This window comes from Sphingomonas sp. R647, from assembly GCF_020177055.1.
GTDB lineage: Bacteria > Pseudomonadota > Alphaproteobacteria > Sphingomonadales > Sphingomonadaceae > Sphingomonas.
The window spans coordinates 471,643-487,136 of sequence record NZ_JAIQXT010000001.1 but is presented as its reverse complement, the minus strand read 5'-3'; the positions used below and the strand labels follow the sequence as shown (position 1 = coordinate 487,136).

Genomic DNA, 15,494 nt, shown 5'->3' with positions numbered 1-15,494 from the left:
GCGTTGGGTCAGAGCGTCGCGACGGTTTTGAGGAAGGCGGCGATCCGTGCCTTGTCCTTGACCCCCGGTGCGCTTTCGACGCCGGAGGAGACATCCACCAGCCGTGCGCCGCTGGTTGCGACTGCCTCACTCACATTGTCCGCGTCGAGCCCGCCTGACAGTGCCCAAGGCAGGGGATGGTCGAAGCCGCGAAGCAGCGTCCAGTCGAAGCGCAGGCCCATACCGCCGGGGAGCTTGGCGTCCTCGGGTGTCTTGGCGTCGTAGAGGATGCGTTGCGCCGCGCCGCGAAAGGCATGGGCGGCGTCGAGATCGGCGCGAGTCTTGACCGCGACCGCGATCCACACCGGCAGGCGCGTGCGCGTTCCGATCTCTGCGGCGCGTTCAGGCGTCGCGCGGTGGAGCTGGATCGCATCGAGCCGGGCAGAGCGAATCGCCTGGTCGAGTAGCGCATCCTCCGGATCGACGAACACGCCGACTCGCTCGACATAGCCCGGCGCCTGCGCGGCGAGTGCGGCGGACTGGTCGAAGGTGACGTGGCGCGGGGAGGGGGGGAAGAACACGAAACCGATATGGCTCGCCCCGCCCGCGACCGCGGCGTCGAGCGTCGCGGCGGTGGACAGGCCGCAGATCTTGGCTGTGACGGGCATCGCGGCTGGCAATCGGCCCCGGCTGACGGTTTGGCAAGCGGAAGTTGGCGCGCGGTGGCATCATCCACCGCGCGCCAAGCATCCTGCTCTTATTTCTCGAATTCGCGGACCAGCGCGTCGAACAGGCGGACGCCATAGCCGCGCGCCCCCTTGGGCATGGTCGGCAGCGATTCGTCGGCGCCATCGACCCCGGCCATGTCGATATGCGCCCACGGCGTCGGCTGGGGCGTCAGGAACCCGATGAAATGCGCGCCGCGCCCCGCACCGGGGCCGGACTTGGTGGTGCCGTTGGCGATATCGGCGATCGGCGATTCCATGTCCTTGGCGTAGCTGGGGTGGAGCGGAAGCCGCCATACCGATTCGCCCGATGCCGTGGCTGCGGACTGGACGCGCGCGGCCAGCGCCTCGTCACGCGCGAACAGGCCGGCATAATCGTCGCCGAGCGCAGTGATGACTGCGCCGGTCAGCGTCGCGATGTTGACGAGGGCGGCGGGCTTGAAGCGCTCGATCGCATATTGATTGGCGTCGGCGAGGACCATGCGGCCCTCGGCGTCGGTGCTGATGATCTCGATCGTCTGGCCATTCATCGTGCGCACCACGTCGCCTGGGCGCGAGGCGTTGCCGCCGGGCATATTCTCCGCCAGCGCGGCGATGCCGACGACATTGGCTTTCGCCCCACGCTTGGCAGCGGCATAGACCCCGCCCATCACTGCCGCGGCACCCGCCATGTCGCCCTTCATCTCCAGCATGCCGGCACCGGGCTTCAGGCTGATGCCGCCGGTGTCGAAGGTGATGCCCTTGCCCACCAGCGCCAGCGGTGCGGCGTCGCCCGCGCCGCGATATTCGACGATCATCATCCGCGCCGGGTGCCGCGATCCGGCCGAGACCGACAGGATCGACCCCATGTTGCGGCGGCGCATCTCGGCTTCGTCGAGGATGGTGATGCGGACATTGGGGACGCCGGCGAACTGGGCGCGGACGCTGGCGACGAAGCTGTCGGGCGTCTTGGCGTTGGAGGGCAGGGTGATCAGGTCGCGGGCCATGCGCGCGCCATCGGCGACACCGGCGTGGTCGCGCGCGAAGGTTGCTTCGCCGGTCGGGGCGACGATGGTCAGCGGCTGAACGGCGGGGGCATCGACGCCGCTCTTGAGCTTGTCGAAGCGATATTGGCCGAGGCTGGCACCGAGCGCGACATGCGCGGCGGGGTCGGTGGCGGCGCTGGCCAGCGCGCCGGCGAGGATCGCGACCGGCTGGCGGTTGTCGCGTGTCTCCTGTGCGGCGCGACCGCCGAAATCGGCGAGCGCGGCGGAGTCGAGCGGACCCGTCGGGACGCCGATCAGCACGATGCGGTGATAGCCCCCGACGCCATAGAGCGAGAGCGTCTTGTCGGCGGCTGCCTTGAACGCGGCGGTCTCGACCGCGCTGGTGACGGCGGCGCGGAGGGCGGTGGGGACGTGGCTGAGGTCGCTGGCGCCTGCCATCGGGATCACGAGGACGCCGCTGCTGGGTGCAGTGGTGGCGAAGCGGAGCGGGCGTTCGGCGCTGTTCTGCCGTTCGCTGGCGCTGACCCCGGTGCCGATGGCCGCGCGCTCGGACTGGGCGAGGGCCGGGGCGGTGGTTAGAATCGTAGCGGCAAGCAACAGGACACGCATCGGCATCAACTCCCTCGACTGTGTAATATCGTCACATCCGTAACCGCCCCGGCGGGTCAGGGCAATTGCTGTTGGTCGAACAAAGGCTTGGTCAGCACGGCCATGGTCAGCGGGGGATCGATCGGAACGGGGAAGGGGCGCGTTTCGCCCGAGCGGGTATAGCCGTGGCGCTCATACCAGGCGATCAGCTCGACGCGCTGGTCGATCACCGTCATCTCGATGCGGGTGGCGGCGAGGGTTTCGCGCGCGGTGGCTTCGGCGGCGGCGATCAGCTGCTTGCCGATGCCGCCGGCCTGAAGCGCCGGATCGACGCAGAGCAGGCCGAGATAGGCGAGGCTATCCCCCCGGCTGGCGATGTTGACGCAGCCGAGGATGGTGTCGCCGTCGAGTGCGATGAGCAGGCGGCTGTCGCCATCAACCAGCGTGGCGAGCGTGGCGAGATCGGTGCGGGTGTTGCTGAGCAGATCGGCCTCATGCGTCCAGCCCTGTCGCGCGGAATCGCCGCGATAGGCGCGCTCGACCACGGGGTGGAGGCGGGGGAGGTCGGCGGCGGTGGCGGGGCGGATGGTGGGCATTGATCAGCCGAATGCCGCCCAAATTCTTCGGCTGCAAGGAAAGGGTTGAGGAAGGCTAGTGGTCGCCGCGAATTCTTCGGACCAGCCAAGCCGCGCCAAGGCCTAGAAACGCGAGAGCCATCCACGCTGGCAAATAGAAAACCACCAGGAAGGGCGCGATGACCAAAGCCAGGCCGCAACCGTCGCCAGGACTGGAGGAAAAAGCACAGCCAGACGCTAGCAAGCCGAGCGCCAACTCCGCGAACGGGAGAACCGCCAAAACTCCCAAAAGGGTGAATCGCAGTGCGCGGTTGGGCACAAATGACAGGGCTAAGCCTGCAATAAACGCCACCGGCAGATACAGTAGCGCGAACAAGCGGACGCCTTAAAGCGTCGCCTCGATCTCGCGCGCGGCGAGGTCGGGGTCTTCCGCCTGCGTGATCGGGCGACCGATGACGAGGATCGAGGCACCGGCGTCGAGTGCGGCGCGGGGGGTGACGACGCGCTTCTGGTCGCCGCTGCTGCCATTGGCCGGGCGGACGCCGGGGACGACGAAGAAGCCGTCTTTCCACGCCGCGTGCGCGGCTTTCACTTCCTCGCCCGAGCAGACGATGCCGTCGACGCCGGCCGATTTGGCGAGTTCGGCGAGGCGGACGACCTGTTCGTGCGGGTCGGGCGACAGGCCGATCGAGGTGAGGTCATTGGCATCGAGGCTGGTGAGCATCGTCACCGCGACGACCTTGGTGCCCGTGGGCGCAGCAGCCTTGGCATCCTCAAGCATCGCGCGGCCGCCCGAGGCGTGGACCGTGATGATCGCGGGTTCGAGCGGGCGGAGCGCCTGTACCGCCTTGCCAACCGTGTTCGGAATGTCGTGGAATTTCAGGTCGAGGAAGATCGGCAGGCCAATATCCGCCATCTCGTGCACGCCGTGGCGGCCATTGGCCATGAAGAACTCAAGGCCGAGCTTGATCCCGCCGACATGGTGGCGAACGCGGGTCGCGATCGCCTTGGCGCGTTCGATGTCCGGAGTGTCGAGGGCGACGTAGATCGGGCTCATGGCGTGACCAGTGGCGGTGCGGAGGGCGTTTCGGGTGGGGTGTCGAGATCGCCTGGATCGCTCGCCACGACCGGCGCAGGCACGACGGCAGGCGCGGGGCGCAGGTCGTCCACCGTCCGCTCCAGCATCGCGATCCGGCTGCGCATCCGCCAACGCACGGTGTGATAGATCGCCAGCATCGGCAACAGCCCGCCGAGATAGACGACGAACAGCAGGAAGGGGAGGTTCACATCTGCGATCAGGCCGCTCCACAGATGGATCTCGACCGGATGCCAGTTGGTCACGGCAAACGCGGCCGCGAGACCCAGGATCAGGAACCAGAACAAAGCCTTCAGAAACTGCATCCGCTGCGATCACCCTATTGCATGTGCGGGCAGCTTAGGCCCGGACCGCCCGCTTGGCCAGCCTCAGCCGATTTCGGCGCGCAGCTGGTCAAACAGGCCGGGGACGGCCTTGAGCCGGGGTTCCTCCTCATCGAGGATGGCGAGGAACAGTTCGCGCTTGATCGTCGCGACGCGTCCTGCCGCGAGACGCGCGCCGGGGGGCAGGGTCGAGAGGATGATATCGACCAGCCGATCCGCACCGTGCAGGCGACCCCAGAGATAGTCGTTCTCACGATAGGCGCGGCTGAAGAAGGCGCCGAAATTGTTGAACTGAATGCCCTTGAGCGTTGCCTGCGCACCGCCGCTGCGGATCGCGGTCGCATCGTCGGGCGAGATGCGGTCGACGCGGATCGGATCGAACTCATTGAGCCCCTCACCCCGCAACAGCGGCAGCGTCGCGATGTCGAAGAACGGGAAGCCGAGATAGGCGAGCAGCATCGGGCGGCGCAGGTCGCGGGGTAGCTGACTAAGTCCTTCCGAGAGGCGCGCGTCGGTCTCGTCATCGAGCGTGCGCAGGTCCATCCGCGCGGCGAGTTCGTCCATCAGCGCGGCGGCGCTGCAATCGGTCGCGCGGATCGACTCACGCATGCCGAGGAACGGGTCGGAGCGCTGGCATTCGAGATAGCCGGCGAGCGATTCGTAGATGGCAGTGCGGATCGGCGCCAGCTCCGCGCGGCTATTGTCCTGATCCAGTTCGGTCGCGCGGCGGGCGAGCAGGCGCAGGCGGCGGATGCGGAAGCCCAGATCATGCGCGCGCAGCAGGTCGAGCGTCGCGGGGTTCGCCGAGGCGGTGTGGCTGGTGCTGAAATCATCCGCGCCACGCCGGACGATCTCCGCGCCGATCGCGGTGCGCATGCGCCGCCAGCGGTCCGAACCATGCAGGTCGGCGATCTGGTTGAGGTGCGTCGCGATGCGGTCGGCAACGCCCTCGACCTTGAGCAGGCCATAGGCGGCGTGGCCGTAACCGGCGCGGGAAGCGGCGGCCTGTTGCGCGCGGGCGCGCCACGCGGCGAGGCGCTTGGGCGTCGGATAGTCGAGAAACAGCGTGTAGCCGAAGAGCGATTCGACCTGTCCCTCCACCTCGGCCCGGATGCGTTCGATGATCGTCAGCATCCGCTCGATCTGCGCCGAGCGCTGGTCGAGCGATTCGAGATTGTCGCGAATCGGCTGCTGGCGGGGGAGTTCGGACAGCGCGCCGATGATGGTGCGGAAAAAGCCGGGGCTTTCCTGCGGACCGGGGCCGGGGCTGGCGATGCGATAGCCCGGCGTTGGGTCGATGAACACGAACCGGCGATCGATCTGACGCCGGGCCGGGCGTTCGCGGAGCGCGTCGATTGCGGGACGGAACGGTGCGTTGGCAAGCACCGAGCCGTCGATCAGCGGGGCAGTATCGGCGACGCCTGCAGCAAACTGACGCGGCAGCGCGTGTTCGAGGAAGGACGCACGGCCGGGCCAGTCGGTGCCGCGTTCGGCCAGCACCGCATCGACTTCGGCGACGGTGGCGGGCGGGAAGGCGCCGGGGAAGCTGGACGTGGCGCGCGCGGCAAAGGCGAGCTCCGCAGCATGGCCGAGCGCGTCGCCATCCTGACCGTGATCGCTGAATGAGAAGACCAACCGATGCTCGGTCTCCACCACCTCGGGCGGTGAGTTCAGACGCAGCCGTTCGGGATGGCCGCGAAAATCGGTGACGGTGACGAACAGGTCGAGCGGCTGTCCTTCAGGCAGCAGGCGCGGGCCGGCGGGCGCGTCGCGCATCGCCTCCAGCGCGTCGAGCAGCATGTTCATCAACTGCTTGCCGCCAAAGGGCGGTTCGAACCAGCGCGAGCGGACGAAGCGTTCGAGCTTGGCGCGCACCTCGGCCCGTGCAGCCGGCTCGACGGTCGCATTGACCGAAGAATCGCGACCAGCGAGCATCCAGGCGATCGGCATCGCCCACATTTTGGCGAAGCGGTGGGACGGGCCATGCTCGGGGTTAAGCAGCGCCTCGACATCTGCGATTTCGAGCCACAGGTCCGTGAGCGGGTCGAGCGACTGGCCGCTGGTCACTGCCTGAGCGAGGAACACGCCGTTGATGCCACCCGCACTGGCCCCCGCGACGATATCGACCATGACGCGCAGGTTCAGGCCAGCCTCATCCCCGATCGATTCGAGCAGCGCGTAATAGACTCGCTCGCTCGCCCCGGCGGCGGGTTCGAAATCGCGATGCGCACGGCTGGCACGGGCGAGGTGCCAGATCTCCTTGGTGATGCCGTGCATGTAGATCGCAAGGCTGATCCCGCCATAGCAGACCAGCGCGAGGCGAAGTTCCTTGTCCTGCACGCTCAGCCGCGCCGGACTTCGGCCCAGACGGGCAGGTGATCGGATGCGGTGCGTGCCGCGGCGCTGTCATTGACCCCGCACTCGCCGATGCTGAGGTCCGCCGACACCATGATCCGGTCGAGCCGCGCGATCGGGCGGCGCGCGTGGAACGAGCGACCGGTCGGGGCGAAGGCGAAATCCTTGCCGAAGTCGCGCAGGCACCCCGATTGCGCGCTCCAGTCGTTGAGGTCGCCCATCATCACGGTCGGCATCGCGCGCTCGCTGCTCGCCAGATGGGTCAGGATCGCATGCGCCTGACGCCGCCGCCACAGGCCCGACAGATCGAGATGCATCCCGACGACGCGCAGCATTTCGCCGCCGATGCGCAGATCCGCCATCACCGCGCCGCGCGGTTCCAGCGCAGGCAGGTGGATGATCTCGCAATCAAGCACCTGCGCCTCTTTGCGCACCAGAATTGCGTTGCCGTGCCAGCCCATCGATCCCGAGCGGACACCGAACGACACTGCCTTCCACGGGCTGTGCTCGTCGAGCATGTGCGGCGAAATCACCCCCTGGCGCTGGCCAAAGCGACGGTCGCATTCCTGCAGCGCGATGACATCGGCATCGATCTCGCGCAGCACTTCCAGCGTGCGCTCGGGGCGCCGGCGACGATCGGTGCCGATCGCCTTGCGCATATTGTAGCTGGCAACTTTCAGCATCGGCCCTGTTTGGGCGGCGCGGCGGCGCGAAGCAAGGGCAGGATCAGGAGGTGACCGGGGGAATGGCCATCGGCGGCTGGTTACGCGCTTCGGCGGCCGCCTCCTGCAGGCTGCGTGCGGTCGCGTCGGCGGCGTCGGGGGTCATGGCAATGGCGACCCCGTCGGGGCCATCGAGCAGGACGAGGCCCGCTTCCGCGCTGGCAACGCCGGACTTGTGATGTGGTTCGCGTCCCTGACCGTGCATCGCCCTGACTTTCCCTGTTACTCACGTTAACCGCGCCAAACGCGCCGTTTCGGCAAAATATCCCGGGATTCGTGGGGCTTTTGTCGCGTTTTGGGTCAGCGTCCGCCAGCTTCGAGCAGCCGGCGCGGCGCGACGAGCTCCCAGCTGATCGCGACACGATCGCCGACCCGGTCCCAGTCGATGTCGGGGCGGTCGAGATGCATGCCGACCCAGCCCGATGGACCGTAATAGGGCGGGCGGTAATAGAGGTCGGGCTCCATCTCGATCAGCATCGCCTGTTCCTCCGGCCCGCTGGTCTTGACGATCGCAGCGGTAACATCGTCGCCATGGTGCGCGTGCCAGAAATAGGCGAACATCTTGCCTTTGGTGATGAAAACCGCAGGCATGCCGTGCGAGATCTTCTCGTTCGCCTCGGGCAGGGCGAGTGCGATCGCGCGGAGTTTGTCCAGCGCTTCGCTCGCCTGAGGGGTCATCGGCTCAGCCACTCTGCAACAATGCGGGGGTAGAGTTTGTGTTCCTCGGCCAGCACCCGCTCAGCCAGCGTGTCGGGGGTGTCGCCGGGCAGGATCGGCACGCGCGCCTGCCCAAGGACTTCCCCGCCATCAAGCTCCTCGGTCACGATATGGACCGAGCAGCCGCCATGGCTGTCGCCCGCTTCGATCGCGCGCTGGTGGGTGTCGAGGCCTTTGTAGAGCGGCAGCAGCGAGGGGTGGATGTTGACGATGCGTCCCCGCCAACGCGCGACGAAATCGTCGGAGAGGAGGCGCATGTAACCGGCGAGCGCGATGGCTTCGACTCCCGCAGTGCGGAGGGCTGTGTCGATCGCGGCTTCATAGTCCGCCTTGGCCATGCCCTTGGGCGATTGGGCGAAGGTTGGGATGCTTTGCTCTGCGGCCCAGATGAGGCCGGCGGCTTCCGGCTTGTCGGAGGCGACGAGGGCGACGCTGTACGGGCTATCGGGCAGGCGCGACCCTTCGACCAAGGCCTGCATGTTTGAGCCGCGACCGGAGATCAGGATGCCAAGCTTGCGCTTCACCCATTCCCCTCCCGCAAGCGGGAGGGGAGATTATGCATGATGCGTCGCTTCCCAAGCTTCGCGGGCACTCCAGGTCTCGACGCTGCCCGAAACGGTGCAGCCGCGCTGGCCGGCCTCGATCGTGCCGATACGGTGGACGGTTTCGCCGGCCGCTTCGAGCTCCGCCGCGACCGCATCCGCCTGATCCGCCGCGACCACGGCGACCATGCCGATGCCGCAGTTGAAGGTGCGTGCCATTTCCTGCGGTTCGATATTTCCCTGCGCCTGCAGGAACGCCATCAGCCGGGGCTGCGTCCAGCTGTCGGCATCGACGCGCGCGTGGCAGCCTTCGGGCAGGACGCGCGGGATGTTTTCGAGCAGGCCGCCGCCGGTGATATGGGCGAGGCCGTGGATGGTGCCCTTGCGCAGTTGCGGCAACAGGCTGCGGACATAGATGCGGGTCGGCGCCATCAGCGCGTCGAGCAGGATCACTTCGGGGTCGAACAGCGCCGGGCGGTTCAGCTTCCACCCCTTGTCCGCGGCAAGGCGGCGGACGAGCGAATAGCCGTTGGAATGGACGCCGGTCGAACCGAGGCCGAGGATGACGTCGCCCGGCGCGATCTTCTTGCCGTCGAGCAGCTGGTCGCGCTCGACCGCGCCCACACAGAAGCCGGCGAGGTCATAGTCGCCATCGGCGTACATGCCGGGCATTTCGGCGGTTTCGCCGCCGATCAGTGCGCAGCCGGCCTGTTTGCAGCCCTGGGCGATGCCTGCGATCACGCGCTCGGCGACGCCGTTCACGAGCTTGCCGGTCGCGAAATAGTCGAGGAAGAACAGCGGCTCGGCGCCTTGAACCACCAGATCGTTGGCGCACATCGCGACCAGATCGATGCCGACGCCGTCATGCGACTCATGGTCGATCGCCAGCTTGAGCTTGGTCCCCACGCCGTCATTCGCCGCGACCAGCAGCGGATCGGTGAACCCCGCCGCCTTGAGGTCGAACAGGCCGCCGAACCCGCCAAGATCGGCGTCGGCACCCGGACGGCGGGTGGAACGGGCGAGCGGGGCGATGGCACGGACCAGCGCATTGCCGGCGTCGATCGAAACGCCCGCCTGGGCGTAGGTATAGGACTCGGGATCGGTCATGTGGCTGCGCCTAGCCACATCGCGCTTGGATTTCCACGCCCTCTTCGCCAAAAGGGCGCGGAATGTCAGTTCGTCCTTCACCCGCCATCGCCGCAATCGGCATTGCAGCCCTGCTTGCGTCGGCCGGATTCGCCGTTGCGCAGTCCGGCAAGGGCGCGGTCAAGACCGATGCCAGCGCGGATGCCGGCAACAGTTCGGGCAGTTTCGAGGTCAGCGGCGTCGATGTCGATGTGCGCGGCAAGAGCGCGGAGGCCGCGCGGCTCGGCGGCTGGCGGCTGGCGCAGCGCAAAGGCTGGTCGATGCTGGCGCGGCAGCTGACCGGATCGCCCTCGACCTTGTCCGATTCGGCACTCGACGGGCTGGTCACCGGCATCGTCGTCGAAAATGAGCAGATCGGCCCCAACCGCTATGTCGCGCGGCTCGGCGTGTTGTTCGACCGCAACCGCGCCGCTTCGATTTTGGGAGTCGGTGGCACGCTGATGCGCTCGCCGCCGATGCTGCTCGTGCCGGTACAGGTGTCGGGCGGCACGCATCGCGTGTTCGAGGGCACCAGCGCCTTTGCCGAGGGCTGGGCGCGGTTCCGCACCGGCAACAGCAGCATTGATTATGTTCGCCCCAACGGCGCCGGTCCCGACCGGCTGCTGATGAACGCGGGACAGGTGGCGCGGCGCGGGCGTGGCTGGTGGCGCGCGATCCTCGATCAATATGGCGCGACCGATATTCTGGTCCCGACGGTCGAGCTGCGCCGCAGCTATCCGGGCGGGCCGGTTACCGGGATTTTCACGGCGGGCCATGGCCCGGACAACCGCCAGCTCGCGCAATTCGTGCTGCGCGTGAATGACGGCAACGCGATCCCCGCGCTGATCGACGCCGGCATCGCGCGGATCGACAAGGCGTATCAGGACGCGCTGCGTGCCGGCATCCTCAAGCCCGACCGCTTGCTGGTGACCGAGCCGCCGCGCCCCGAAGTCCCGCTCGAAGAGACGGGCGAGGAAGACCTGATCGACACCGGCGAGACTCCCGCGGTCGCGACCGGAGCGGTGATCACCATCCAGTTCGATACGCCGACCGTTGGCGCGCTGACCGGCGCGGAAGCGTCGCTGCGCGTGGTTCCGGGCGTCAGCTCGGCGACCACGACCAGCACGGCGCTTGGCGGCGTGTCGCTGATGCGTGTGACCTATGACGGCAGCCAGTCCTCGCTGCGCGCGGCGCTGGAAGCGCGCGGCTGGCAGGTTCAGGAAGGCGCGGGCGTGCTGCGTATCCGCCGTGGCGGTGCATCGCCCGCACCCGCGCAACCATCCGCGCCAATCCCCGAAACGGGGAACAGCATCAGCGAATGAACCAGCTTTCCCTGCCGCTCGCCCGGCCAGCCGGTGCGCGCGAGGACAGGTTCCTGATCGGCGAGTCGAATGCCCAGGCGGTGCAACTGCTCGAACGCTGGGCGACCTGGCCGGTGATGACCGGGATCATCGTCGGCCCGCGCAAGTCGGGCCGCAGCCTGCTGGCGCGGACGATGGTCGCGCGCAGTGGCGGCACGATGATCGATGATGCCGATCGCGCGGACGAAGTGGCGCTGTTCCACGCCTGGAATACGGCGCAGGCAGAACACCGGCCGCTGTTTCTGGTCGCCGATCGCGCGCCGCCGGGCTGGGCGGTGCGGCTGCCCGACCTGCGCTCCCGGCTGGGCGCCAGCGTGATCGCGCGGATCGAGGCCCCTGACGATGCGCTCGCGCATGATCTGCTGGCGCAATTGATCGACCGTCACGAACTTGTCGCCCAGCCTGATATAGTGGCGTGGATCCTGCGGCGGATCGAACGGACGCACCTCGCGATCCTGCGCACCGCCGAAGCGCTGGAGGAAGATGCGAGCCGCCGCGGCAACCGGCGCTTGTCGATTCCGACGGCGCGCGCCACATTGACTGCGGCGGGGCTGCTCCGCGAGCCTGACGCCCAATCCTGAAACGAGGCCCGATGACCCGCCCGCGCACCACAGCCGATCTGACCCGAGCAGAGGGGGGCGAGGTCCCGTCCGCAGCGACATCTGCCGACGCGCGCTATTTCAACCGTGAGCTGTCGTGGCTGGCGTTCAACCGCCGCGTGATGGAAGAGGCGCGCAACACCGCGCATCCGCTGCTCGAACGGTTGCGGTTCCTGTCGATCTCGGGCTCCAACCTCGACGAATTCTTCATGGTCCGCGTCGCCGGGCTCAAGGGGCAGCAGATGCAGGAGGTGGAGGCGCATTCCACCGATGGCCTGACCCCGGCGCAACAGCTGGCGGCGATCGTGTCCGACGCCGCCGATCTGGTCGATAGCCAGCAGGCGGTGTGGCAGGACATCCGCGCGGAGCTGATCGGGCGGGGGATCGAGGTGCTCGACGCCGAAGAGGTGACGGGCGACACCGCGACCTGGCTCGAAGAGCATTTCCGCCTTCAGATATTTCCGATCCTGACCCCGCAGGCGCTCGACCCGTCGCATCCGTTCCCGTTCATCCCGAACAAGGGGCTGAGCATCATCTTCGACCTTGTCCGCAACAGCGACAAGGAGGCGGTGCGCGAGCTGGTGCTGTTGCCGGCGGCGACCCCGCGTTTCGTGCGCGTGCCGGGCGAAACCGCGCGCTACATCGCGGTCGAGACGTTGGTGAAGCGGTTCGCGCCGATCCTGTTTCCCGGGTTCGAGAACCGCAAGTCCGCCACCTTCCGCGTGCTGCGCGACAGCGATATCGAGCTGGAGGAAGAAGCCGAGGATCTCGTCCTCTACTTCCGCACCGCGATCAAGCGCCGCCGCCGTGGCCGCGTGATCCGGCTCGAGATGGAGGAGGGGATCGACCCCGGCCTCGAAGCAGTGTTGAAGGAGGAACTGGGCGGCAGCGAGGCGTTGCTGACCGAGACCGGCGGGTTCCTAGGCAATGGCGACCTGGCGCTGATCGTTGACGAGGACCGCCCCGACCTGAAATTCCCGCCCTTTGTCGCGCGCTTTCCGGAGCGGATCCGCGAATATGACGGCGATTGTTTTGCGGCGATCAAGGCCAAGGACATCGTCGTCCACCACCCCTATGAATCGTTCGACGTGGTGCTCGCCTTCCTTAAGCAAGCCGCCAGCGACCCCGATGTGATCGCGATCAAGCAGACGCTGTATCGCGCGGGCAAGCAGTCGGCGGTAATTCAGGCGCTGATCGCCGCGGCGGAAGCCGGCAAGTCGGTGACCGCAGTGGTCGAGATCAAGGCGCGGTTCGATGAGGAGCAGAATCTGCTCTGGGCCAGCGCGCTCGAACGCGCGGGCGTGCAGGTCATCTACGGCTTCACCAACTGGAAGACCCACGCCAAGGTATCGATGGTGGTGCGGCGCGAGGGCGACGAGTTCCGCACCTACTGCCATTTCGGGACCGGCAATTACCACCCGGTCACTGCGCGCATCTACACCGATTTGAGCTTCTTCACCGCCGATCCCCGGGTCGGGCGCGATGCTGCGAAGATCTTCAACTACGTCACCGGCTATGTCGAGCCGCAGGGGCTGGAGCTGATGTCGGTGTCGCCCCGCCATCTGCGCGAGCGGCTGATCGAACTGGCGGATCAGGAGATTGCCAACGCGCTGGCGGGCAAGCCGGCGGCGATCTGGGCAAAGATGAACAGCCTGGTCGATCCGGTGATGATCGAAAAGCTGTATGAGGCGAGCAATGCGGGGGTCCAGATCGACCTGATCATCCGCGGCATTTGCTGCCTCCGCCCCGGCATGCCGGGCATGTCCGAGCATATCCGCGTCAAGTCGGTCGTCGGGCGCTTCCTGGAGCACAGCCGCATCTGGGCATTTGGCAACGGCAAGGCGCTGCCCAATGACGGCGCGCAGCTGTATATCTCGTCAGCCGACTGGATGCCGCGCAACTTCGACCGGCGCGTGGAGTTCATGCTTCCGATCATCAACACCACGGTGCACGATCAGGTGCTTGACCAGGTGATGGTCGCAAACCTGATCGACTCCGAACAAAGCTGGGAGCTGCAGCCCGATGGCCGCTATGTCCGTGACGATCCCGGCACCAAGCCGTTCAACCTCCATCGCTATTTCATGACCAACCCGTCGCTGTCCGGTCGCGGCGCTGCGCTTGAGTCGAGTGAGGCGGTGCCCAAGCTGTCGCTGCGCCGCTGGCGCGCGGAGCGGGGGGCGTGAGCGTAACCTCGCTCGCGCAACGCAAGCCGCGCACGCAGGCGGTGCCACTGGCACAGCGTACCGCGATCATCGACATTGGGTCGAACTCGATCCGTCTGGTTGTCTATGACGGGTCGGCGCGCCTTCCCGCGATCCTGTTCAACGAAAAGGTAATGGCGGGCCTTGGCCGTTCGCTTGCCGCGACCGGGGCAATCGCGGAGGACGCGCTGGTGCTGGCGACGACCGCGCTGGCGCGCTTCTCCAGCCTGGCGCGCGAGATGGAGGTTGATTCGCTCCGCACCGTCGCGACCGCAGCGGTGCGCGATGCCAGCAATGGCGCGCGCTTGCTCGACATCGCCCGTGCGCTCGGCCTGAAGGTCGAATTGCTCTCGGGCGAGGCCGAGGCACTGGCCGCCGGCTATGGTGTGTTGTCGGGCATTCCCGATGCCGACGGGATCGTCGGCGATCTGGGTGGCGGATCGCTCGAACTGGTCCGCGTCGTCGCCGGTACCGTGACCGATCGCGTCTCCTTCCCGCTCGGCGTGCTGCGGCTCGAAGCGATCCGGTCGCAGGGTAAGGGGACGCTCGACAAGACGGTGGCCAAGCTGTTGGAGCAGGCCGGGTGGAGTCGGCGCGGGGAGGGGCTGCCCTTCTTCCTTGTCGGTGGATCGTGGCGCGCGCTGGCGCGGCTTGACATGCATCTGACCGGCTATCCGCTGCCGGTCATCCACGAATATGCGATGCCCGCGTCGACCATCACCCGGTTGCAGCGAACGATCGCGCAAATGGGCAAGAGCCGCATTCGATCGGTGCCGAACCTCTCCTCTGGCCGCGTCGCGACGCTGGAGAACGCTGCCGCATTGCTTGGCGCGTTGATCAAGCATCTGGGCAGCAGCGAGACGGTCGCGTCTGCATTCGGCCTGCGCGAAGGGCTGCTTTACGGCGAACTGAGCATGGAGGAGCGGCGCGCAGACCCGCTGATCGTGGCGACACGCGACGAGGCGCGGCGGTCGGGGCGGTTCCCTGAGCATGGCGATTTGCTCGACGCCTGGATCGCGCCGCTGTTCGGCGACGAGGATGATTCGCTGACCCGACTGCGGCATGCTGCCTGCCTGCTCGCCGATGTGGGCTGGCGCGCGAACCCGGAATTTCGTGCCGAGCGCGGGATGGAAATCGCGCTGCACGGCAATTGGGTCGGGATCGATGCGCGCGGGCGGGCCTTGCTCGCCCAGGCGCTGTTCACCTCACTCGGCGGCGGACTCGAATCACCTGCGCCGGTGGGGCAGCTTGCCCCGCCCGAGGCGCTGGAACGCGCGCGGCTGTGGGGGCTGGCGATGCGGCTGGGACAGCGGCTGTCGGGCGGCGTCGCCGGGCCGCTGCGCCGATCGCGCGTCGCGGTCGAGGGCGAGATGCTCCAGCTCTATCTGCGCGAGGACGACGCGGCGCTCTATGGCGAAGCGGTCGAGAAGCGCCACCGCGCGCTTGCCGGGGCGCTGGGGCTGACGGCGAGTGTAGAGGTGGGGGCTTAGGCTCTCCGCTTGTCGGAGATTCGACGACTTCAAAGACGGGCAAAATGCCTGAACCTCCGTTTGCCCTGAGCTTGTCGAAGGGCCGTTCCCGACCGCTGTGTGGCTTGCGG

Annotated in this window: 16 protein-coding genes; 4 read left to right on the top strand and 12 right to left on the bottom strand. The window is 67.5% G+C overall.

From position 1 onward, the window contains the following. Positions 1-8: 8 nt before the first annotated feature. From K9B35_RS02250 to purM, 12 genes are all read right to left on the bottom strand, one after another. The gene (locus tag K9B35_RS02250; RefSeq protein ID WP_224920177.1) at positions 9-647 is read right to left on the bottom strand and encodes a phosphoribosylanthranilate isomerase; all 639 of its coding nucleotides are present in this window, start codon (positions 645-647) and stop codon (positions 9-11) included. Between the two features lie 89 nt (positions 648-736). Continuing rightward, positions 737-2,299, bottom strand: coding sequence for a leucyl aminopeptidase family protein (locus K9B35_RS02245; protein ID WP_224920176.1), 1,563 nt, complete (start codon positions 2,297-2,299; stop codon positions 737-739). 56 nt (positions 2,300-2,355) lie between these two features. Beyond that, complete coding sequence (locus tag K9B35_RS02240; protein ID WP_224920175.1) at positions 2,356-2,874, bottom strand: GNAT family N-acetyltransferase; 519 nt, start codon at positions 2,872-2,874, stop codon at positions 2,356-2,358. Positions 2,875-2,929: 55 nt separating this feature from the next. Beyond that, a complete protein-coding gene (locus tag K9B35_RS02235; RefSeq protein ID WP_224920174.1) occupies positions 2,930-3,229 on the bottom strand; it encodes a hypothetical protein in 300 nt (99 codons plus the stop codon). A 9-nt stretch (positions 3,230-3,238) separates the two neighbouring features. After that, positions 3,239-3,910, bottom strand: coding sequence for an orotidine-5'-phosphate decarboxylase (gene pyrF, locus K9B35_RS02230; RefSeq protein ID WP_224920173.1), 672 nt, complete (start codon positions 3,908-3,910; stop codon positions 3,239-3,241). Next, positions 3,907-4,254, bottom strand: a complete 348-nt coding sequence (locus K9B35_RS02225; protein ID WP_224920172.1) for a hypothetical protein — start codon at positions 4,252-4,254, stop codon at positions 3,907-3,909. Before K9B35_RS02225 ends, pyrF begins: the two co-directional genes overlap by 4 nt. A gap of 63 nt (positions 4,255-4,317) precedes the next feature. Next, a complete protein-coding gene (locus K9B35_RS02220) occupies positions 4,318-6,612 on the bottom strand; it encodes a patatin-like protein (RefSeq protein ID WP_224920171.1) in 2,295 nt (764 codons plus the stop codon). Between the two features lie 2 nt (positions 6,613-6,614). After that, complete coding sequence (locus K9B35_RS02215; RefSeq protein ID WP_224920170.1) at positions 6,615-7,310, bottom strand: endonuclease/exonuclease/phosphatase family protein; 696 nt, start codon at positions 7,308-7,310, stop codon at positions 6,615-6,617. 43 nt (positions 7,311-7,353) lie between these two features. Continuing rightward, on the bottom strand, positions 7,354-7,554 hold the full coding sequence (locus K9B35_RS02210) for a hypothetical protein (protein ID WP_224920169.1): 201 nt from the start codon (positions 7,552-7,554) through the stop codon (positions 7,354-7,356). A 95-nt stretch (positions 7,555-7,649) separates the two neighbouring features. Next, positions 7,650-8,027, bottom strand: coding sequence for an MmcQ/YjbR family DNA-binding protein (locus K9B35_RS02205; protein ID WP_224920168.1), 378 nt, complete (start codon positions 8,025-8,027; stop codon positions 7,650-7,652). Continuing rightward, positions 8,024-8,545, bottom strand: coding sequence for a phosphoribosylglycinamide formyltransferase (gene purN / locus K9B35_RS02200; protein WP_263622268.1), 522 nt, complete (start codon positions 8,543-8,545; stop codon positions 8,024-8,026). The genes K9B35_RS02205 and purN overlap by 4 nt, the downstream gene beginning before the upstream one ends. A 75-nt stretch (positions 8,546-8,620) precedes the next feature. After that, on the bottom strand, positions 8,621-9,715 hold the full coding sequence (gene purM, locus K9B35_RS02195; protein WP_224920166.1) for a phosphoribosylformylglycinamidine cyclo-ligase: 1,095 nt from the start codon (positions 9,713-9,715) through the stop codon (positions 8,621-8,623). A gap of 62 nt (positions 9,716-9,777) precedes the next feature. Here purM and K9B35_RS02190 point away from each other — a divergent pair, with 62 nt between their 5' ends. From K9B35_RS02190 to K9B35_RS02175, 4 genes are read left to right on the top strand one after another with little or no spacing between them, the layout of a single operon-like run. Next, positions 9,778-11,055, top strand: coding sequence for a heavy-metal-associated domain-containing protein (locus tag K9B35_RS02190; protein WP_224920165.1), 1,278 nt, complete (start codon positions 9,778-9,780; stop codon positions 11,053-11,055). Continuing rightward, complete coding sequence (locus tag K9B35_RS02185; RefSeq protein ID WP_224920164.1) at positions 11,052-11,675, top strand: DnaA ATPase domain-containing protein; 624 nt, start codon at positions 11,052-11,054, stop codon at positions 11,673-11,675. Before K9B35_RS02190 ends, K9B35_RS02185 begins: the two co-directional genes overlap by 4 nt. Positions 11,676-11,686: 11 nt before the next feature. Beyond that, positions 11,687-13,876 (top strand): RNA degradosome polyphosphate kinase, encoded by a 2,190-nt coding sequence (locus K9B35_RS02180; RefSeq protein WP_224920163.1) that lies wholly within the window; start codon positions 11,687-11,689, stop codon positions 13,874-13,876. Next, on the top strand, positions 13,873-15,384 hold the full coding sequence (locus K9B35_RS02175; protein ID WP_224920162.1) for a Ppx/GppA family phosphatase: 1,512 nt from the start codon (positions 13,873-13,875) through the stop codon (positions 15,382-15,384). Before K9B35_RS02180 ends, K9B35_RS02175 begins: the two co-directional genes overlap by 4 nt. Positions 15,385-15,494: the final 110 nt, after the last annotated feature.